This is a genomic window from Azospirillum brasilense (genome assembly GCF_005222205.1).
GTDB classification, from domain to species: domain Bacteria; phylum Pseudomonadota; class Alphaproteobacteria; order Azospirillales; family Azospirillaceae; genus Azospirillum; species Azospirillum brasilense_G.
The window spans coordinates 214477-234263 of sequence record NZ_CP032346.1 but is presented as its reverse complement, the minus strand read 5'-3'; the positions used below and the strand labels follow the sequence as shown (position 1 = coordinate 234263).

Here is a 19787-nt window from a genome sequence, read left to right as displayed (position 1 = left end):
CTCACAGCCTGAGGAAGGAGAAGAGGACGGAGAAGACCGCGTCCAGGACGATCACCAGGAAGATGGACTCGACCACCGACTTGGTGGTCAGCGTGCCCACGCTCTCGGCGCTGCCCGAGACCTTCAGCCCCTCGTAGCAGCCGACCATGGCGATCACCAGCGCGAAGACCGGCGCCTTCACCAGTCCAACCAGGAAATGCGGCAGGGTGACGGCGCCGTGAAGCTGGCGGATGAACTGCCCGAAGGTGATGTCCAGCGTCGCGTAGCTCATCACAGCACCGCCGAACAGCCCCATGATGTCGGCGTAGAAGGCCAGCAGCGGCAGGGTGATCATCAGGGCCAGCGCGCGCGGCACCACCAGAAGCTCCACCACGTCCAGCCCCAGCGTGCTGATGGCGTCCACCTCCTGGTTCACCTTCATGGTGCCGATCTGCGCGGTGAAGGCGGAGCCGGAGCGCCCCGCCACGATGATGGCGGTCATCAGGATGCCGATCTCGCGCAGGATCGACACGCCCAGCAGATTGACCACGAACAGCTCGGCCCCGAAGCGGCGGAGCTGGTCCGCCCCCTGGAAGGCCAGCACCACGCCGATCAGGAAGGACAGCAGCCCGAGGATCGGCAGGGCGTTCAGCCCGGTCTGCTCGATGTGGAACATCACCGAGCGGAAGCGCAGCCGCCGCGGGTTGACGATCAGCCGCCCGAAGGTGATGGCGATGAGGCCGAGGAAGGACAACAGGTCCCGCCCCTCGCGCAGCCCGTCCACGGCGGTGCGCCCGGTGCGCTCCAGCATGTCGAGGATGGGGCGGTGCGTCTGCGCCCGCTCGACCGGCGGGGGGCCGACCTCGCGCACGGCGTCGAACAGGGCCGCGTGCTCCGGGCGGATGGCCGCCAGATCGACGCCATGGCCCGCCGCCTTCAGCCGGTCGGACAGGGCGGTCAGCAGATAGGCCCCCACCGTGTCCATGGCGTCCAGCCGCGACAGGTCGAGGCTGACCGCCCCGCCGCCATCCAGCGCGAAGCCGTCGAGTCTGCCCGACAGGGACCCGGCGGCCTGCAAATCCCAACGACCGAGGGCCGTCAGCCGCCATTCACCGTCGCCGGCGCGCGACGATTCCAACCACGCCCTTTCGCGCGCCATGCCCCGTCCTGCCCTTTCCTTCCGGTGCCGTCCTGCGGCGATGCTCATGCTTGTGGAGAGGAACTTGGCGGCAAGCCCCCCCGATGGTCAACCTCAAGCCGGGGAAAAACAGCCGCACAGCGGTGGTTTGCACGCGGACCGCCGCCCCGATAGTATGGCGCCGCCGTTGCACAGGAACCTTTTCACCATGCCGAACCCCATCGATCTGAAGAACCACATCCGCGGCATCGCCGACTTCCCCAAGCCCGGCATCCTCTTCTACGACATCTCCCCGCTGCTGGCTCACGCCGAGGCGTGGAAGGAGGCGGTGGACCAGCTCGCCGAGGCGCTGCGCCCGCACAAGCCGGAGCTGCTGGTGGGCATCGAGTCCCGCGGCTTCCTGATCGCCGCCCCGCTGGCCCTGGCGCTCGGCACCGGCTTCATCATGGTGCGCAAGCACGGTAAGCTGCCCGGCGACAAGGTCGCCCATTCCTACGACCTGGAATACGGCACCGACACCATCGAGGTTCAGGCCGACGCCGTGAAGCCCGGCCAGCGCGTGGTCGTGCTGGACGACCTGCTGGCGACCGGCGGCACCATGGCCGCGGCGATCAGCCTGCTGCGCCGCGTCGGCGCCGACGTCCGCGCCGCCGCCTTCCTGGTCGAGCTGACCTTCCTCAACGGCCGCGACAAGCTGGACGTGCCCAGCGTCTCGCTGATGAGCTACGATTCGTAAAAAGCGCCTTTCCGAGAGGCGTCTGCCCATGATTTGTGCGGAAGCGGTGCGACACAGTTCCTTCTCCCCTCTGGGGAGAAGGTCAGGATGAGGGGGCGCCGAAGGCGGCCTCCGTCGCGAGACGAGGGCTTTTCTCCGCCCTGCCGGGCGTAATTCCCCCTCACCCAGCCCTCTCCCCGGGGGAGAGAGGGTTTGGACCGTTCATGGCACAGCGCTTGCGAGAGTTGCCGGTCACAGTTGCTCGGCAGGGCGCCCCATGACCCATATGGCCCCGGTGATTCTCGAACAGCCGCCCCTCCTGGCCGTCCGGCCGCCCGAAACCATTTCCATGCGGACGCGCGACGGTGTGCGGCTGGACGCCGACCTCTACCGCCCCGACGGGGTCGGCCCCTGGCCGGTCCTGCTGCTGCGTCTGGCCTGCGGGCGGCGCACGGCGATGACCAGCCATTACGCGCACCCGCGCTGGTACGCCGCCCGCGGCTATGTGGTGGTGGTGCAGGATGTGCGCGGGCGCGGCACGTCGGAGGGGCGTTTCCGCCCCTTCGAGGCGGAGCGCGAGGACGGCGCCGACGCGGTGGCCTGGGCGGCGTCCCTGCCCGGCTCCAACGGCACGGTCGGCATGTACGGCAGCGGCTACGCCGGGATGGCGCAGCTTCTGGCCCTGGCCGAGCGCCCCCCGGCTCTGCGTGCGGTGGTTCCGGCGCTGGCCGGCTGGGACGTCTTCACCGACTGGGCGACGGAGGGCGGCGCCTTCCGGCTGGCCGACGCGATGGGCTGGGCGTTGCACTGCGCGGCGGAGTCCGCCCGCCGGCTGGAGGATGGCGCGGCCTACCGCGCGCTTCTGGAGGCGATCCGCGGCCTGCCGCTGGACGACGAGATCCCGTCCCGCCCACGGGTGCTGCGGGACTACGCCCGCCATTGCCATTACGACGACTGGCTGACCACGCCCGGCCCGGGCGGAAGCTGGGACGAGCTGTCCCCCCGCCACGCCCTGTCCGGCGGCGTCGGCGAGGTCTCCGTTCTCCAGATCGGCGGCTGGTACGACCCGCGCCTGACCGGCACCCTGGCGGCGCACGAGGCCCTGTCCGCCGGCAGCGACGGCACCGTCCGCCTGCTGGTCGGCCCATGGGACCGCCATGGGGTGACCGCTCATCCCGGAATGGACGGCCGGGCGCCGTCCGACCTGCCGTCCTTCGACGCCCTGCAACTCGGCTGGTTCGAGCGGTTCCTGAAGGGGGAGATGAACGGCGCGGAGCGCGGCGGCCCGATCCGCCTGTTCGACGTTCTGGAGGGCCGCTGGCGCGACCTGCCGGCCCTGCCGCCCGCCGAGCGGCCGCTGCACCTGTCCAGCGACGGACTCGCCACGCGGCGCGGCGGCGCCCTGCGCGACGATGCCCCGGACGACGCCTTCCTCGACGTGCTGGTTCACGATCCGCGCGATCCGGTGCCCACCGTGGGCGGCCACGCCGTGCCGGACGCCGGTCCGCGCGACCGCGCCGCCGCCGACGCCCGCCCCGACGTTGCGGTCTACGACACCGCACCGCTCACGGCGCCGCTGACGCTGTCCGGTCAAGCCGCCCTGGAGATCTGGGTGGAGGCCGACGCGCCGTCCTTCGACGTCAGCGCTGTCCTGTCCGCCGTGTTGCCCGACGGGCGTGTCCTGCCGCTCAGCCAGGGCCACGCGCGGGTGGAGCCGGGCGGCGAGCAGCGCCCCATGCCGGTGGCCTTGCGCGCGCTCTGCGCCACCCTGCCCACCGGCAGCGCGCTGCGCCTCAGCCTCGCCGGGTCCTGCTTCCCGGCCTACCCCGTCAACCCGGGGACAGGGGCGGAGCCGGGCGAAACCCGGCTGGTGGACGCGCAGCCGATCACCCTGCTCATCCACGGCGGCGGCGCCCGGCCATCGCGCCTGCTGCTGCCGGCGCGGGACTGACCGCCAGTCCCGTCAGGGACGCCGGCCGTAGCCCTCCTCATGCGCGGCGCCGAGGCCGTCCTCGTCCTCCTCGGCCGGCTCGAAGTCGCGGAGGGCGCGGGCGGCGCTGCGCAGGCACAGGTTCAGGCTGCGGTCGAGAAGGCGCATCATCAGGTCGCGGAACGGCGTCTTGTCGCCGAGCGACCAGGCGCGCTCCACCATCGCGCCATACATCTCGCGATCCTCGTCGGTCACCACCACCGGCGGGAAGCCCGCGCGGTTCAGGATCAGGTTGCAGAGCAGAAGCGCGGTCGCGGCGTTGCCCTGGAAGAAGGGGCGGACGCTCATCAAACGGTGGTGCGCCTCGAAGGCGGCCTCCGGCCCCGCTTCCGTCCGGCGCAGCCAGCCCGACAGCGCCGACATCGACACCCGCACCTTGGCCGGATCGGGGGAGGCGCCGGCGTCGTCCTTCAACGGGCCGTCGCGGTAACGCCCGGCGTTGGTGTCGATTCCCTGGTACAGCACGCCGTGGAAAGCCGCGATGGTGCGCTCCGTCACCACCCCGCCGCCCTGGAAGGACAGGCGGGCCATCAGCTCCAGCGCGGCGCGGTGGTTGAGCACGAGGCGCTGCGGGTCCGCCGGGCGGCTGCGCAGCACCGCGCCGCGATCCAGCACCATGCGGATGTCGTCCGGGGACAGGTCCACCCCCTCGACCAGGAGGCAGGCGGTGGTCAGGCCGCGCTCGAAGCGGTCGGCCAGATCGCGGACCACCGTCAGCGGCATCGGCCGGGCGTCGTCCAGAACCCGCTTCTTCTCCAGAATATCGTCCAGCAGCGCCATTGTCCCGAACTCCGCAGATCCCGTGCATTTTCATAATGCCTGGACGGCGCGCGGGGAAGCACATCCTTTGCCGCCCCACAAGGTCTACAGGGTGGGGCGCAACCTCCGGCCTGCGGTTTTTTGCCGCTTGTGCCGCCGCGGTTGCCGGTTTTAACATCGCATTACAAGATTTACGCGCTCCCTATACTCGCCTGACCCGGCCCTCTGAAAGGATTGATCCGATGCAACATGTTGCCTGGGATAAATCGATGAGCGTCGGCGTCGAAATTCTCGACGACGACCACAGAAAATTGCTCGACATGTTCAACCATCTTCTGAAGGCCGGCATCGCGGAGAAGGATCGCGCCAGCCTGTCCGGGCTGCTGAGGGGCTTGCAGGAATACACGACCGTGCATTTCTCGCGGGAGGAAGCGCTGATGGAGCGGCAGGGCTATCCCGGCCTCGACGCCCACCGGGCCGCGCACCGCTATTTCATCGACGAGGTGCATAAGCTGACCCTGGACGATGACGACAGCAACGAGATGATGCTGCGCATCGACCTGATCCTGTTGTTGAAGGAATGGTTCATCGAGCACATCCAGTCGGTGGACAAGCAATACAGCCCCTTCATGGCCGAAGACGCCGGCAGCAGCACCGCCCATTGAGCGAGCGCGCGAACGCCCCCGCACCGGTCGGCACGAGGGCGTTTCGTCAGGGCCTCGGAACCCGGCACTCGATCAGAATGCCATATCAAAAGGCCATGGTGCCGCCCGGCTCGCGAAGGCGCAGATTGTTCTGGACGTGACGGACGCCGGAGATGGCGTCGGCCAAATCCTCGGCGCGGCGCTTCGCCATGCGGTCGTCCACCGTGCCGTCCAGCGTGACCTCGCCGCCCGACACGGACACCGCAATGTCGGTCGCGTCGAGATAGGGATCCTCGGTCAGCCGGTCGTTCAGGTCATCGCGGATCCGCTCGTCCGAGCGGGTGTAGCCCCGTGGACCGCGACCGCGGAACTGGGCGCGGCGCTCATCCTCCTGGCGACGGCGCTCGGCGTCATCGTTGCCGAACCAGGACGCCACCTCGTCGCCCGCCTGCTCCCAGAAATTGCGCTCCCGCGCCATGCCGATGGGTTCGTCGCGGTTGCGCTGATCCCGGATACGGTCGTCGCGATGCCAGCCGCGTTCGGCGTGGCCCCAGTCGCTGCTCCAGCGGCGACCGGGATCGCGCCCGCCGGAACCGCCGCTTTCATAGTCACTCCGGGAATATCCGCCTGCGCCGTAGGCGCCACGCCCAAATTCGTTGCGCTCGCGGACGTCGCGACGGTCGTCCTCGTCCACGTTGCGGGCCTCGTCCTTCCACCGGTTCTCGTCCTGAGTCATCGTGCCAGACTCCCGTTCGCCGTTGCCCGCCGCCCCTCCGGACGGCTCTTTTGCAACAGGACGGCGCCGGGCTGCGTTCCCCTTTCGGCGCATCGCCGGAGTTTCCGCACAGTCTGGCACGCGGATTGCTGCGTTGCACACAGTCATCCACGCAGCCTTGGCCCTGGTCCCCCCTTCGGACCGGGGCTTCTTTTTTCCAGGAGACGGGTTACGCCGCGCTGACCCAGTGGCGGATCGGGCTGCGCGACAGGGCGGAATTGCTGTAGGCCGCCCGGTGCGTGACCTCCGCCCCCACCCAATCGGGAAGCGGAACGACTTGGTCGGCGTGGGACAACTCGACCTCGGCGATCACCAGACCGGCGTTCTCGCCGCCGAACACGTCGATTTCCCAGCCGAGACCATGGTGGTGGACGAGGTAGCGGGTTTTCTCGATCAGGCCGCCACGGCAGCTGTGGCGCAACAGACCCAGGGCGAGATCGAGGGGAAGCGGATGTTCGACCTCCTCGCGGCACAGGCCGTTGCGGGGGCCTTTGACGGTCAGCGTCGCGTCCGGGCCGGCCACCCGGACCCGCACCGTCCGGCCGTCGTCGGAGGGCAGATACCCCTGGACGATGGAAAGGCCGTTTCGACACAGGGAACGGATGTCTCTCCGCACCAGAAACCGCCGTTCGATCTCAACCGCCATGATATCCGCCTTTCGGCTTATCGGACGCCGCTGAGGATAATCGCCCACCAGAACGCGGCGCAACCATGCCTCATACGCATGAAGTCCATTCCTGCGTTGCGGTATTACCATTTGGACACAGTGCCGAACAAGCGCCCATGACGCCGTTCCCGTTGCTCCGTGGTGGGAGCGGCCACCCGTTCTGGGGTAGCATGCCGCCATGGCACAAGACCTCGCACCCTGGCTCATCCTGTTCGCCCTCTATGGCGCGCCTCTCCTTCATGTGATGCTGTCACGGCGCGGCGGCCCGTGGCGTCCCCCGCCCGGCACGCGCTGTCCCTTCGGCCCGCGGGCCGGCTGGGTGGTGATGGTGCTGATCCTGGGGCCGATCGGCTGGCTGATGTTCGTGATGCGCAACGGGCGCCGTTCCCGTCCCGGCCGCAGCCCCGGAGCGTGACGCCCAGGGGCCGGTGGCGGAACGGGAACGGCGCCCGCGCGTCGGAGAGCCGTTGTGGCTTGCCCGTCAGATCCGGCCCATCAGCAGAAGCACGATCAGGACGAGCAGCAGCACGCCGAGAATGCCGCTGGGGCCATAGCCCCAGCCGCGGCTGTGCGGCCAGGCCGGAACCGCGCCGATTAGAACGAGAATCAAAATGATGAGCAGAATGGTGCCGATGCTCATGGCGTCCTCCCAAATGTGGAGCTTTCGCTGACAAGAACGCGAGCTTGGCCGGCTGGTTCCGGCTTCATGCCTGTTCTTTGGCGCCCGCCCCCTCCATTCGTGGCAAACCCGCCCTATCCTTCCGGTCTTCCTGCAAATCCGGTTTCCAACGGCTCACAAAGGTGGCCCGGCGCGGCGACTCGGGCGCTCCCACACCTTCGTCAGGAGCGCCAGCTTGCTCCGACCCGGCAGCCGTTCGTCCGACAGCGCCTCCAGGAAATCGGCCAGACGCTTGGACCGCATCACGCTGAAGGCGATCAGCCCGACCGTCGCCAGCAGGACGAAGAGAAAGAACAGAATCCGCATGGGCAGCGGGTCGTCGGCCATGGCGAGCAGGTTCATGCCGAGGAAGCCGGTGACCAGCGTTCCGATGGTGCTGACCACCGTCACCACGGTCAGCCGCAGCACCGTGTTGGCCTGCCGCCGCAGCCCATCGCTGTCCAGATAGTCGCTCATGTCCTGAACCTCGTCCCGCACATCGGCGTAGAGGCGGTCGGTGCCGAGATGCCCGGCCCACAGGCGGAACAGGTCGCGCAGCGGCCCCTGGATTGACAGCTCATGAAACCAATAACGGTGGGTGAAGCGCAGGAAGATCTCGAACACCTGCCGGATGTCGCGCTTGAACCGCTTCACCGACTCCACGGTTCCGATGTCGAGCTGGCTGACCGCCAGCACCAGCCGGTCGGACAGCATCACCAGCGCCGCCCGGTGGAAATGCACGACCAGCCCGAGCAGGAAATACTGGTGCCGGAACTGGCCGAGCAGCCCGGTTTCCGCGTCGGTGAAGAAGGCGTCGCCCTCCGGCCCCACCATCACCAGCGAATGGCCGCAGCACAGGATGCGGCTGCGCGTCCAGGCGCCGGGCGCCCGCGGGTCCCAGTAGCGGTCGTAGCAGTAGCGCTGCTCGAACCCCTCCAGGAAAGCGGGGGCGAAGGGCATCACCTCGCTGGGTCCCACCCCCGGCGACGTGGCGAATCCCAGCCGCACCCAGTCCGCCCGCTCCAGCCGCTCCGGCTCGTCCAGCGACAGATAGGCCATGGCCGGCATCCGCTGGTATTCGAGCTGGCGGTAGCGCAGCAGCCCGGTCTCCTCCGAATGGTGGTGGACCAGGGGGCGCAGAAGGAACGACCAGTGGGCGGCGATGCGCGGCGCCCGGTGGCGGCACACGAAGGACAGGTATTCGGCCTTCCGCTCATAGTCCGAGACGGCGAGCACGGCGCCGTCGGCGCCGAGCCATTCGACGCGGTGCGGGCACTGCGCGGCGCTGCCGTCCGGCTCCCAGGCCGGCGGATAGGTGCGGCCCAGCCGGAACAGCGTGTCCTGCACGCGGTCCAGCGGCAGGTCCTCGCCGAACAGCTCGACAACGATAATCGCCACATCGACGTCGTGGAAGAAATGCAGATCGACATGGGCAATGGCGAAGCGCAGGGGCGCCTGCCCCCGCCGCAGGGTGACCGTCAGCGCCGCCACGTCGCGCCGCCGAAACACGCGGATCGGGGAGCCGCCATAGCCGGGCCGGTGGTCGCGCGATTCCCCCTCGCCATAGAGGAAGCGCTGCACGTAGGGCAGGAAGGACACGAACTCGCTGTAATGACGCTCGCTGAATTCGCCGGGGTCTTGGGTGAACTCGTCCGCCACCTCCTGCCAGGGACAGTCCGGCCCGCCCAGCCACTCCCAATGGTTCTGGATCTGCGCGCCGTCCTTCAGCGGCATCAGCTGCACCGGCCACAGCAGGATTTCGCGAAACCGGCGCACGCGGATCGGGCTCTCGTCCATGGCGCCCCTCCCCCTTGTCCTTCTTTTCCCACATCCTAGCAGAGTCCAATCCGGCGAGAACGCGGCACCAAGGGGGCAGTGCCGGGCGTTCGCGCCATCCCCATCGGCCCTGACCATTAACCAGGACGAAAGCCCGGCCCTGTTAGCGTCCCCCGTTCAGACCATGCGCCGGAGGAGGATTCATTTGCCGATGACGCGCCGGATCGGGCTGTTCCTGCTTGTGGCCGGGCTGGGAACCGCCACACCCGCCCTGGCCGTGGATGCCCCCGTCTCCGATGCCGTCTGCGCCGGGGAAGGCCCCGGGCAGCGCTGCACCGTGTCGGCCGTCCAGCCCTTCGCCGACAACCGCGGCGGACTCGGCGAGCTGAGCATCAGCGCGGTGCGCGACGCCGCCTGCACCTCCCTCTACATCGTGTTCGACGAGCCCATCGCGCTTGCCCACCCCGTCACCCTGGCGGTGGACGGCGCCCCGCCGCAGCGCTTCTACACGCCGCGCCAGCTATCCGACCTCGCCGACGCGCTCGACGCGGGACCGCAGGCCGGCGCCGCACCGGAGGCGGCTCCGCCCGAATTCGCCCGCTTCCTGGCCCAGGTTGCCGCAGGCGCCATCGCCGACGAGGACGCCGGGACGGAGATGCTGAGCCGCTTCGCCGCCATCAAGGAGCCGCGGCGCATCGGCCTGACCTGCGGCCCGATGGAGCGCCTGATGCCGCTGATCCGCTCCAACCGCCCAGTGAGGCTGGAATTCCAGAGGCAGGCCAACGGCGCGACCCAGGTCTATCACTGGCCGCGGCTTGATCGGCGGACCGTGGAGTTCCGGCTCGGCGGCCTTCTGGAGGCGCTGGACCGCGCCATGCCCGGCTCCTGATGGCGCCATACGGGTTAACCATTCCGGCCGCTTGACGGCACCCCCTCTTTCCAGTCCGACTCGACCCATGTGGATGAATGGGCGAACCCGGGCCGGGCAAGCGGGTGTGCGACTTGAGTGCGCGCGCCGTCATCCCCATCCTGTCAAGGCAGGACCCACCCATCGAGAACGGAGGAGAGCGGAGCGTGTTCGGCTTTGCGCGCAAACTGTGGTCGGACCCGGAACCCGTCGCGAGCCATGTGCCGCGGGGTATGCGCGTCTACGCGGTGGGCGACATCCACGGACGCCTGGATCTGCTCGACCAGTTGCTGGCGCAGATCGACCGCGACGCGGCGAGCGGCGCCGACCTCGTCAAGTATCTGGTCTTTCTCGGCGACTATGTGGACCGCGGTCCGGACTCCGCGATGGTCATCGAGCGGCTGTGCCGGGAACCGCTGCCCGGCTTCGGCGCCATCCACCTGCGCGGCAACCACGAAGCCGCGATGATGGACTTCATCGAGAAGCCCGAGGCCGGGCCGGACTGGCTGGAGTATGGCGGGCGGGCAACGCTGGCCAGCTACGGCGTTCCGGCACCCGTCGAGGGCGCTCCACCGGAGCATGTGGAGGAAGCCCGCCAGCGCTTCGCTGCGGCCCTGCCGCCCCATCACCGGGCCTTCCTGGCCGGGCTGCGCTCCAGCGTGGCCATCGGCGACTATCTGTTCGTCCACGCCGGAATCCGCCCCGGCCTGCCGCTGCATCGCCAGCGGGACGAGGATCTGCTGTGGATCCGGCGGGAGTTCCTGACCTCCCACCTCGACCACGGCAAGCTCGTCGTGCATGGGCACACCATCGTCGAGCAGCCGGACGTCCGCTCCAACCGCATCGGCATCGACACCGGAGCCTACGCCTCCAACCGGCTGACCGCGTTGGTCCTGGAGGGCGGGGAGCGCCGCTTCCTCTGCACCGTCTGACTCCCTACGGAGCGGCCTGACGGCGCCAGTCCTTGAGGAAGTCGAGGAAGGCGCGCAGCGCCGCCGGGGGCTGGCGGCGCGACGGGTAGTAGAGGAAGGGGCCGGGGAAGCTCTGGCTCCAGTCCTCCAGCACGGCGACGAGGCGGCCGGCGGCGATGTGCTCGCGCACATACTCGTCGAAGGTCATCAGGAACCCCAGCCCGTCCAGTGCCGCCCGCAATTGGATGCCGGTGTGGCCGGCGTGGAAGGGGCCGCCGGGCTGGATGCGCACGATGCGCCCCTCCTTCTCGAATTCCCAGGGCGGGTGGGCGCCGCTGGCGTAGACGGTTGAGACGCTCGGCTTGCCCAGGAGATCCTCGGGCCGCTCCGGCACGCCGAAGCGGTCCAGAACGGCGGGCGCCGCGCACAGCACGAAGCGCTGCGGCGGGCCGAGCGGCACCGCGATCATGTCCTGCGCCAGATGTTCCTCGTAGCGCACGCCCGCGTCATAGCCCTGCGCCACGATGTCGATCAGGGCGATGTCCACGGTGATTTCCAGCTCCACATCCGGAAAGCGGGTCAGGAAGGGCGTGACCATCGGGGCCAGCACGAGATCGACCGCCGGGGCCGGCGCGTTGATGCGCAGCCGCCCCGCCGGCCGCCCCTGGCGTTCCCGCAGGTCGGACAGGGCGCCGGCCACCTCGCCCAGCGCCGGTTCCAACCGGCGGAGAAGCTGCTCCCCGGCCTCGGTCGGGGCGACGCTGCGGGTCGTGCGGTTCAGCAGGCGGACGCCAAGATGCTCCTCCAATTCCCGCATCCGCTGGCTGAGGCTTGAGACGGACACCCGCTGCTCCAGCGCCGCGCGGCGGAAGCTGCGGTGGCGGGCGACGGCGGCGAAGGCTTGCAGGTCGCGCAGGTCGGTGTCGTCCATTCCCCCGGTTCCGATTGTTCGATGCAGTGAACAGCCCGTTCGGCATTGTCCAGCTTATCGGATCAATGGCGCCGGGTCATCATCCAGGGCGAGGCGGCGCTGGAACGGCGCCGCGACGGACGGAGAGGATCAGGAACATGGAACAGCGCACGCTGGGGGCCGCCGGCCCCGTCAGCTCGGTCATCGGTCTCGGCTGCATGGGCATGTCGGACTTCTACGGCCCCGCCGACCAGGAGGAGAGCATCGCCACGATCCACGCGGCGCTCGACGCCGGGATCACCCTGCTCGACACCGGCGACTTCTACGGCATGGGGCACAACGAGCTGCTCATCCGCGACGCCCTGCGCGGGCGCGAGCGCGACGGGCTGCTCATCAGCGTGAAGTTCGGCGCCCTGCGCGACCCGCAGATGGGCTGGAACGGCTACGACTCCCGCCCGGCGGCGGTGAAGAACTTCCTGACCTACTCGCTGCGCCGGCTGGGGGTGGACCACATCGACATCTACCGCCCGGCGCGGCTCGACCCGAGCGTCCCCATCGAGGACACGGTGGGCGCCATGGCCGACATGGTGAAGGCCGGCTACATCCGCCACATCGGCCTGTCGGAGGTCGGCCCGGACACCATCCGCCGCGCCGCCGCGGTGCACCCGATCAGCGACCTGCAGATCGAATATTCCCTGATCTCCCGCGGGATCGAGGAGGCCATCCTGCCCACCTGCCGGGAGCTTGGCATCGGGGTCACCGCCTACGGCGTGCTGTCGCGCGGCCTGATCAGCGGCCACTGGAGCAAGGGCCGGACGGGCCAGGACTTCCGCAGCCGCAGCCCGCGCTTCCAGGGTGAGAATCTGGACCGGAACCTGGCGCTGGTGGAGCGTCTGCGGGAGATCGCCCAGCGCATCGGCGGTTCGGTCGCCCAGGTCGCCATCGCCTGGGTGGCGGCACAGGGCCACGACATCGTCCCGCTGGTCGGCGCCCGCCGCCGCGACCGTCTGGCCGAGGCGCTGGGTGCCCTGGACCTCGCCCTGTCGACGGAGGATCTGGCGCAGCTCGCCGAAGCCCTGCCACCCGGCGCCGCGGCGGGCGAGCGCTACCCGGCGGCGCAGCTCGCCCATATGGACAGCGAGACGTACAAGAAGCGCTGACCCTAGCCCCCACCCCGGCCCTCCCCCGCTTCGCAGGGGAGGGAGAAACAAGTCCCCTCCCCTGCGTCAGCGGGGGAGGGTTAGGGAGGGGGCACCGGGGCACCGTTGCCCGCGCCTTACCCCTCGACCTGCACCACGCGCAGGTTGTTGGTGGTCCCGGCCTGCGCGAACGGAATGCCGGCCACCACGACCATCTGGTCGTTGGCCTTCGCGAAGCCCTGCTCCCTGGCGAAGGCCAGCGCCCGCTCGACCATCTCCTCGTAGGTGTGGATGTCGGCGGACAGGACGCTGTGCGCGCCCCACAGCAGGGACAGGCGGCGCGACACCGCGGCGTGCGGGGTGATCGCCAGGATCGGCACCGCCGGGCGGCGGCGGGCGATGCGGGCGGCCGTGGTGCCGCTGGAGGTGTAGGCGACGATGGTCGATGCGTGGATCACCTCGGCCAGATCGGCGGCGGCGGCGGCCACCGCGTGGGGCGCGGTCTGCTCCTCGCCGGGGTCCGAGGCGTCGATGATCGAGCGGTAGAGCTTGTGCTGCTCGGTGCTGCGGATGATGCGGTCCATCATCTCCACGGCCTCCACCGGGAAGGCGCCGCTGGCGGATTCCGCCGACAGCATCACCGCGTCGGCGCCGTCATAGATGGCGGTCGCCACGTCCGACGCCTCGGCCCGCGTCGGGGTCGGGGCGTTGACCATGGAATCGAGCATCTGCGTCGCCACGATCACCGGCTTCACGGCGAGGCGGCAGGCGCGCACCAGCTCCTTCTGGCGGCCCGGCACCTCCTCGTGCGGGATCTCGACGCCCAGGTCGCCGCGGGCGACCATGACCGAGTCCGACAGGCGGATGATGTCGTCGATGCGGTCGAGCGCCGCCGGCTTCTCGATCTTCGACATCAGCCCGGCGCGGTCGCCGATCAGCCCGCGGGCCTCCAGCAGGTCCGCCGGCTTCTGCACGAAGGACATCGCCACCCAGTCGACGCCCAGCTCCAGCCCGAAGGCGAGGTCGACGCGGTCCTTGGCGGTCAGGGGCGACAGCTCCAGCACCGTGTCGGGCAGGTTGACGCCCTTGCGGTTCGAGATGGCCCCGCCGATCACCACCTTGGCGTCGATGTAATCGTCGCCCAGCCCGGTCACGGCGACGCGCACGCGCCCGTCGTCGATCAGCAGATTGTGGCCCGGCATCACCGCGGCGAAGATTTCCGGATGGGGCAGCGGGATCGCGGTCTTGTCGCCGTCGGCGCCGGACAGGACGAAGCGGATCGATTCGCCGGCGGCGACGGTGATCTTGCCGTCACGGATGGTGCCGACGCGGATCTTCGGTCCCTGCAGGTCCTGAAGGATGCCGATGGGGCGGCCCATCTCGGCCTCCAGCGCGCGGATGGCGGCGTGGACCTTGGCATGATCCTCGTGCGTCCCATGGCTGAAATTCAGGCGGAAGGTATCGACGCCGGCCAGGAACAGCCGCTTCAGCATCTCGGGGGTGTTGCTGGCGGGACCGACCGTGGCAACGATCTTCGCGCGGCGGTGACGACGCATATAATTTCGGCCTCTTGGGGCCGCCTCCTTGATGGAGTGTCGAACGGCGGGCATGCCGGGTGGGAAGCGGGCGGTCCTGGAACCGCCCGGCTGCCGTTCACATTGGTGGATGAGCGCCCGCTGACAACCACCAGGGCCGCAATAATGCCCGTCTGTGGCACAGCCGCCGCCGGCGGAAAGGTCGCCGCGCCCGTTCGTACACCCAATCATCACCGATCCGTCACCGAACGGTCACGCAAGGACGCTATCACTCGCGCCGGCTGAGCACGCGCCGTGGATTCGACCACCGCGCGCGGCTTCCCGCCCTTCGTAAGACACCCTCGACATCGACCGCATCATCATCTCAGGGAGCGTGACCATGCCGACCCGCCAAGGGCTGTTGGCAACCACGGCGCTGCACGGCTGCGTGGGCCTTCTGCTGTTCGTGTCCAGCCCGGCGCTGGCCCAGTTCGCGGTGACGGGGGGAAGCACGGTCACGGGGTCCCAAACGCTGTCCGGCAGCCAGACGGGCACCGTCGCCGTCGGCGGCACGCTGCAGACCACCGGCGCCGCGGTCACGCAGAGCGGGACGGCCAGCAACGTGGTGCTGGACAACGCCGGCACCATCCGCTCGACCGGCGGGCGCGGCTTCGACACGTCGGGCGGCAACACGGTGCGGACGCTGACCCTGACCAACCGGGCCGGCGCGCTGATCCAGTCCGACGCCAACGACGCGGTCCGCATCAACACCAACATCATCAGCGGCGGAGTCACCATCGACAACGCCGGCGCCATCCGCGCCGCCGCCCCCACCGATCCGGCGAGCGCGGTGCAGGGCCAGGCGCTCGATCTGCGCACGATGAACACGGCGGGGGTGCCGCTGACCGTCGTCAACCGCGCCACCGGCGTGATCGAGGCGCTGAACGACGACGCGCTGCGGCCGGGCCTGAACGCGGCCATCGACAACGCGGGCGTCATCCGCAGCTATGGCGCCAACACCAGCGGCGGCGCCAACGGCACCGCCGACGCGATCGACGCCGGCGGGCGGACCGGCGTGACCGTGACCAACCGATCGGGCGGTCTGATCTCCGGCGCGCGGCACGGCATCACCGCTGACACCGACATCACCGTCGTCAACGAGGCCGGCGGCACCATCGTCGGGCGCAACGGCTCGGGCGTCGGGTCGGACGGCAACGGCACGGTCATCAACCGCGGCCTGATCTCCGGTGACTATGCCGGGGTGGGCAGCATTTTCAACAGCAGCGGCGTCGCCTCGACCAACGGCGATGGCGACGGCGTGGACATCGATTACATCGGCACCATCGTCAACGAGGGGACGATCCGCGGCACCGGGGCCGGCGGAGTCGATTCCGGCGGGCGCCCGAACGGCGCCGACGGCATCGCCATGGGCGGCGGAACCATCACCAACAGCGCCAGCGGCGTCATCTCCGGCACCGGCCACGGCATCATGGTGGACGACGGGGCGGAGGGGGCGGCCTATGGCGCCACCACCATCACCAACGCCGGGCGGATCGAGAGCCGCGACGGCCCGGCGATTACCCTGATCGGCCCCTACGCCAACACCATCACCAACTCGGGCACCATCGCGGGCGGCGGCGGCGATCCCGTCGCCATCGCCTTCGGCGCGGGCAACGACCGGCTGGTGATCCGGGGCGGCGCAATCACCGGCAAGGTGCTGGGCGGCGGCGGCACCGACGCGCTGGAGGTCCAGCTCGGCAGCGGCGGGCGATACGTCATCGGCGCGCGGGACGTCTACCGCGGCTTCGCCACCGCGACGGTCGGCAGCGGCACGCTGGTGGTCGACGGCCCGCTGGCGCTCGGCAGCGCCCTGACGGTCGCCAGCGGCGCCACGCTGTCGGGCACCGGCACCATCACCGTCCCGGCGGCCACCGTGGCGGGCACCGTGATGCCGGGCGACGGCGCGTCCGGAACGCTGGCGGTGGCGGGCAACCTCGCCTTCGCCGCCGGCTCCCGCCTCCAGGTCGGCATCGACCCCGCCGGCAACGCCACGAAGCTGGCGGTCGGCGGGGCGGCCACGCTGTCGAACGGCGCCACCGTCCAGGTGACGGCGGCCGACGGGCTGTACCTGACCGGGCGCAGCTACGAGATCCTGACCGCGTCGGGCGGCGTGACCGGCCAGTTCGGCGCCGTCGAGCGGCTGAACCCGGCACCGCTCGGCGGCGGCACGCTGGCGCTGAGCCAGACCGGCACCGCCGTCCTGCTCCAGCTCAATCCCGGCAACCCGTTCAACGGGCTGCGCAACAGCGTCAACATCGCCAACATGGACGTCGGCTTCGCCATCGCCGGGGCGGGCAGCACCGACAGCCTGACGCTGGAAGGAACCTCCACCGTCCGCGCCGACGTCACGAACCTCGCCCAGTTCCAGATCGGCACGAGCACCGGCACGGCGACGGGCGTGACGCTGGCCTCCGGCACGCAGTCGGTCGCCGCAACGACGGTGAAGGCGAACGCCCAGCTTGCCGTCAACACGCGCCTTGCCAGCCCGACCGTCACCGTGGAGCGTGGCGGCCTGTTGTCGGGCGGCGGGCGGATCATCGGCGCGCTGAGCAACGCCGGCACGCTCAGCCCCGGCACCTCGCCGGGCGTCCTGACCGTCGAGGGCGCCGTCACCAACGCCACCGGATCGACCCTGCGCGTTGAGATCGACGGGCCGACCGCCGGAACCGGCGCCGGCTTCCACGATCAGGTGGTGGTCTCCGGCACGCCCGGCACCTTCGCCGCCGGCGGCACGCTGGCACCGGTCATCCGCGGCATCAGCGGCGACGCCACCAACGCCTTCACGCCGCGCCTCGGCCAGGGCTTCACCATCGTCACCGCCAGCGGGGGCGTGACCGGCGCCTTCGCCGGCATCGCGCAGCCCGCCAGCGGCCTGCCCGCCGGAACGCGGTTCGACACCGTCTACGGCACCAACGCCATCACCCTCGCCGCCACACCGGTCCGCTACGGCCGGCTGGCGGCGGCGGGCGTGTCGGCCACGGCGAACCAGTCGGCGGTCGGCGCCGCGCTGGACGCCGTCCGCCCGGCCGCCGGCACCCGGCCGTCGGACGCGGCCAAGCCGCTGTTCGATGCCCTCTACCCGCTGTCCGGCCAAGCCATCCCCGCGGCGCTCGACAGCCTGGGCGGCGCCGTCCATGCGGAGGCCGTAACCGCTGCCCGCGATTCCGCCCGCCTGTTCGGAGACGCGGTGCAGGGCCGCATGGCCGCGCTGCGCGCGGACGGCCTCGCCAAGTCCATCGCCCCCCTCGCCCCCCTGGAGGCGGAGCGCGGGACGGCGCTCGGCCTGTGGGCGCGGGCGTTGGGCCGCTTCGCCAATTCCGACGGCGACGGCAACGCCGCCGGCTACCGGCAGCGCGGCGGCGGCATCGCGCTTGGCGCCGACCGCGACCTCTCCGATGATCTGACCGCCGGCGCCGCCTTCGGCTACCAGCGCACGGCGGTTGATGTGCGGGGCAGCGGCGACCGAACGGACATCGACGGCTACAGCGCGGCGCTCTACGGCACCTACCGCGTCGGCGCGTGGTTCGTCGATGCCCAGGCCATGTACGGCTTTGGCCAGTACGACAGCCGCCGCGTCCTTCAGTTCGGTTCTCCGAATGCCGTGAACCGCAGCGCCCAGGGCGACAGCGATGGCCACGGGTTCGGGGCCGCCGTCGGCACCGGCTACGCCGTCACCTGGAACGGCGCCCGCATCGAGCCCTTCGCCGGGCTCCGCTTCGACCGGGTGACCCGCGACGGCTTCACCGAAACCGGCGCCGGCGCGCTGGGCCTGTCGGTGGACGACACCGACCTGAGCACGCTGCGGACCAGCCTGGGCCTGCGGACGAGCTGGCGCCTGAAGGCCGGCGAAGTGGCGCTGGAGCCCGAGTTGCGTGCCCGCTGGGACCACGACTTCCTCGACGTCGCCGCGCGCAGCGGCGCCCGACTGCTCGGCGCCTCCTACACGGTGTCGGGCACCCAGCCGGGGCGCGACGCCGCGGTGCTGGGGGCAGGCCTGACGGCCGATCTGGGCAACCGCTTCCAGGCCTATGGCAGCTACGACGCCGACTTGCGCCGCGACGCCACCGGTCACGCGCTGAGCGCCGGCCTGAGCTACCGCTGGTGACCGGTCAGGCGTTGAGGTGGCGGCGCAGCGCCAGCGCGGCCTGCAGGACGGCGTCCTGCGCGCGATCGACCAGCCGGGTCGCGGTGGCGAAGGAATGGGGCAGCCCGTCATAGACGGCGAGCCGGTGCGGAACCCCCGCCTCGGCCAGCCGCTCCGCCAGGCGGAGCGTGTCGTCACGCAGGCAGTCGAGGTCCGCGGCCAGAAGGAGCAGCGGCGGCAGGCCACGCAGGTCTGCCAGTAGCGGAGCGGCGCGCGGATCGTCGGGGGTGGCGTCGCCGAGATACTGCCGCCAGTACCAGCGCATCCGCTCCGTGGTCAGCCCGTACCGCCCGTCGCCGAATCGGCGGTGCGACAGGGTGTCGAAGTCATGGGCGAACATGCCGTAGAACAGCAGCCCGAAGGACACCCGCGGCGCTCCCGGCGCGCGGGCGGCCAGGGCGAGGCCGAGCGCGAGGTTGGCGCCGGCGGAATCGCCGCCCACCGCGATCCGCTCCGGGTCGATGCCCTGCGCCGCCCCGGCCGTGGCCACCCAGCGCAGGGCGGCCAGCGCCTCCTCATGCTGGTGCGGGAAGCGGCGCTCCGGCGCCAGGCTGTAGCGCACCGCGCAGACCACGGCGCCGGCGTGCCGGGCGAGCAGCCGCAGCAGTCCGTCGTGGGTGTCCACGCTGTTCACGACGAAGCCGCCGCCGTGGAAATAGACCAGGACAGGCAGGCGCTCCGTCCCGCGGCCCGCCGGGCGGTAGAGCCGCAACGCCAAGGGACCGGCGGGGCCCTCCGCCGTCACCTCCATGACGTCCGCGGGAAGCGGCGCGGGTCCGTTCAGAAAGGCGTGGTAACGCTCCGCCGCCGCGCGGGCCTCGGCGAGCGGAAGGCTCAAGGGATCGGCGGGGGCGGCGCCGAGGCGGACCGCCGCCTCGTTCATGGCGATCACCTGCGGATCCAGGCGGTCCGCAGCGGACCGCAAGATCGTGTCCGGCATGACATCCTCCTTCTCGACCGAAGCGACGGCGAACGGCCGCGCGGACCGGGAGCGGTGCCGGTCAACCGGAGACGGCTCCGGATGCCGGGCGGAAATCAACACTGGACAGCATGATAGACGCTATAAATCTATCATGCAAATATGTTTTATATTCATGAATA

General features: G+C 70.5%; 17 protein-coding genes. 8 read left to right on the top strand and 9 right to left on the bottom strand.

The window, feature by feature from the left end; genetic code table 11:
* Position 1: 1 nt before the first annotated feature.
* A complete protein-coding gene (locus D3869_RS15120) occupies positions 2-1138 on the bottom strand; it encodes an MlaE family lipid ABC transporter permease subunit (RefSeq protein WP_137140831.1) in 1137 nt (378 codons plus the stop codon).
* A 199-nt stretch (positions 1139-1337) separates the two neighbouring features.
* Here D3869_RS15120 and D3869_RS15115 point away from each other — a divergent pair, with 199 nt between their 5' ends.
* Both D3869_RS15115 and D3869_RS15110 read left to right on the top strand, forming a co-directional pair.
* Positions 1338-1853 carry an adenine phosphoribosyltransferase gene (locus tag D3869_RS15115; RefSeq protein WP_035678983.1) on the top strand — a complete coding sequence of 172 codons (516 nt, stop codon included), beginning with the start codon at positions 1338-1340 and terminating at the stop codon, positions 1851-1853.
* Between the two features lie 256 nt (positions 1854-2109).
* Positions 2110-3783 (top strand): CocE/NonD family hydrolase, encoded by a 1674-nt coding sequence (locus D3869_RS15110; protein WP_137140830.1) that lies wholly within the window; start codon positions 2110-2112, stop codon positions 3781-3783.
* 12 nt (positions 3784-3795) lie between these two features.
* Here D3869_RS15110 and D3869_RS15105 read toward each other — a convergent pair whose 3' ends face one another.
* Positions 3796-4602 (bottom strand): Fic family protein, encoded by an 807-nt coding sequence (locus D3869_RS15105; protein ID WP_137140829.1) that lies wholly within the window; start codon positions 4600-4602, stop codon positions 3796-3798.
* Between the two features lie 221 nt (positions 4603-4823).
* Here D3869_RS15105 and D3869_RS15100 point away from each other — a divergent pair, with 221 nt between their 5' ends.
* Entirely contained in the window at positions 4824-5246 is a 423-nt protein-coding gene (locus D3869_RS15100) for a bacteriohemerythrin (protein ID WP_137140828.1), read from the top strand.
* An 85-nt stretch (positions 5247-5331) separates the two neighbouring features.
* On the opposite strand, the gene D3869_RS15095 is transcribed toward D3869_RS15100, so the two are convergent.
* Together D3869_RS15095 and D3869_RS15090 are read right to left on the bottom strand one after the other, a co-directional pair.
* On the bottom strand, positions 5332-5961 hold the full coding sequence (locus tag D3869_RS15095; protein ID WP_137140827.1) for a BON domain-containing protein: 630 nt from the start codon (positions 5959-5961) through the stop codon (positions 5332-5334).
* 208 nt (positions 5962-6169) lie between these two features.
* Complete coding sequence (locus tag D3869_RS15090) at positions 6170-6646, bottom strand: CYTH domain-containing protein (protein ID WP_137140826.1); 477 nt, start codon at positions 6644-6646, stop codon at positions 6170-6172.
* A 199-nt stretch (positions 6647-6845) separates the two neighbouring features.
* On the opposite strand from D3869_RS15090, the gene D3869_RS15085 reads away from it, so the two are divergent.
* Positions 6846-7082 carry a hypothetical protein gene (locus tag D3869_RS15085; RefSeq protein WP_109071676.1) on the top strand — a complete coding sequence of 79 codons (237 nt, stop codon included), beginning with the start codon at positions 6846-6848 and terminating at the stop codon, positions 7080-7082.
* 66 nt (positions 7083-7148) lie between these two features.
* Here D3869_RS15085 and D3869_RS15080 read toward each other — a convergent pair whose 3' ends face one another.
* Both D3869_RS15080 and D3869_RS15075 read right to left on the bottom strand, forming a co-directional pair.
* On the bottom strand, positions 7149-7307 hold the full coding sequence (locus D3869_RS15080) for a DUF3309 family protein (protein ID WP_014198602.1): 159 nt from the start codon (positions 7305-7307) through the stop codon (positions 7149-7151).
* 153 nt (positions 7308-7460) lie between these two features.
* A complete protein-coding gene (locus tag D3869_RS15075; protein WP_137140825.1) occupies positions 7461-9122 on the bottom strand; it encodes a CorA family divalent cation transporter in 1662 nt (553 codons plus the stop codon).
* A gap of 190 nt (positions 9123-9312) precedes the next feature.
* On the opposite strand from D3869_RS15075, the gene D3869_RS15070 reads away from it, so the two are divergent.
* Together D3869_RS15070 and D3869_RS15065 are read left to right on the top strand one after the other, a co-directional pair.
* Positions 9313-9990 carry a hypothetical protein gene (locus D3869_RS15070; RefSeq protein WP_137140824.1) on the top strand — a complete coding sequence of 226 codons (678 nt, stop codon included), beginning with the start codon at positions 9313-9315 and terminating at the stop codon, positions 9988-9990.
* 185 nt (positions 9991-10175) lie between these two features.
* Entirely contained in the window at positions 10176-10940 is a 765-nt protein-coding gene (locus D3869_RS15065; protein ID WP_137140823.1) for a metallophosphoesterase family protein, read from the top strand.
* Between the two features lie 4 nt (positions 10941-10944).
* Here D3869_RS15065 and D3869_RS15060 read toward each other — a convergent pair whose 3' ends face one another.
* On the bottom strand, positions 10945-11850 hold the full coding sequence (locus D3869_RS15060; protein ID WP_137140822.1) for a LysR family transcriptional regulator: 906 nt from the start codon (positions 11848-11850) through the stop codon (positions 10945-10947).
* 137 nt (positions 11851-11987) lie between these two features.
* Between D3869_RS15060 and D3869_RS15055 the strand changes: the two genes are divergently transcribed.
* Positions 11988-12989, top strand: coding sequence for an aldo/keto reductase (locus D3869_RS15055; protein ID WP_137140821.1), 1002 nt, complete (start codon positions 11988-11990; stop codon positions 12987-12989).
* A gap of 116 nt (positions 12990-13105) precedes the next feature.
* Here D3869_RS15055 and pyk read toward each other — a convergent pair whose 3' ends face one another.
* Complete coding sequence (pyk, locus tag D3869_RS15050; RefSeq protein WP_137140820.1) at positions 13106-14524, bottom strand: pyruvate kinase; 1419 nt, start codon at positions 14522-14524, stop codon at positions 13106-13108.
* Positions 14525-14882: 358 nt separating this feature from the next.
* Between pyk and D3869_RS15045 the strand changes: the two genes are divergently transcribed.
* On the top strand, positions 14883-18647 hold the full coding sequence (locus D3869_RS15045; protein ID WP_137140819.1) for an autotransporter domain-containing protein: 3765 nt from the start codon (positions 14883-14885) through the stop codon (positions 18645-18647).
* Positions 18648-18651: 4 nt separating this feature from the next.
* Here the strand turns inward: D3869_RS15045 and D3869_RS15040 are convergent, their stop codons facing one another.
* Positions 18652-19626, bottom strand: a complete 975-nt coding sequence (locus tag D3869_RS15040) for an alpha/beta hydrolase (protein WP_137140818.1) — start codon at positions 19624-19626, stop codon at positions 18652-18654.
* Positions 19627-19787: the final 161 nt, after the last annotated feature.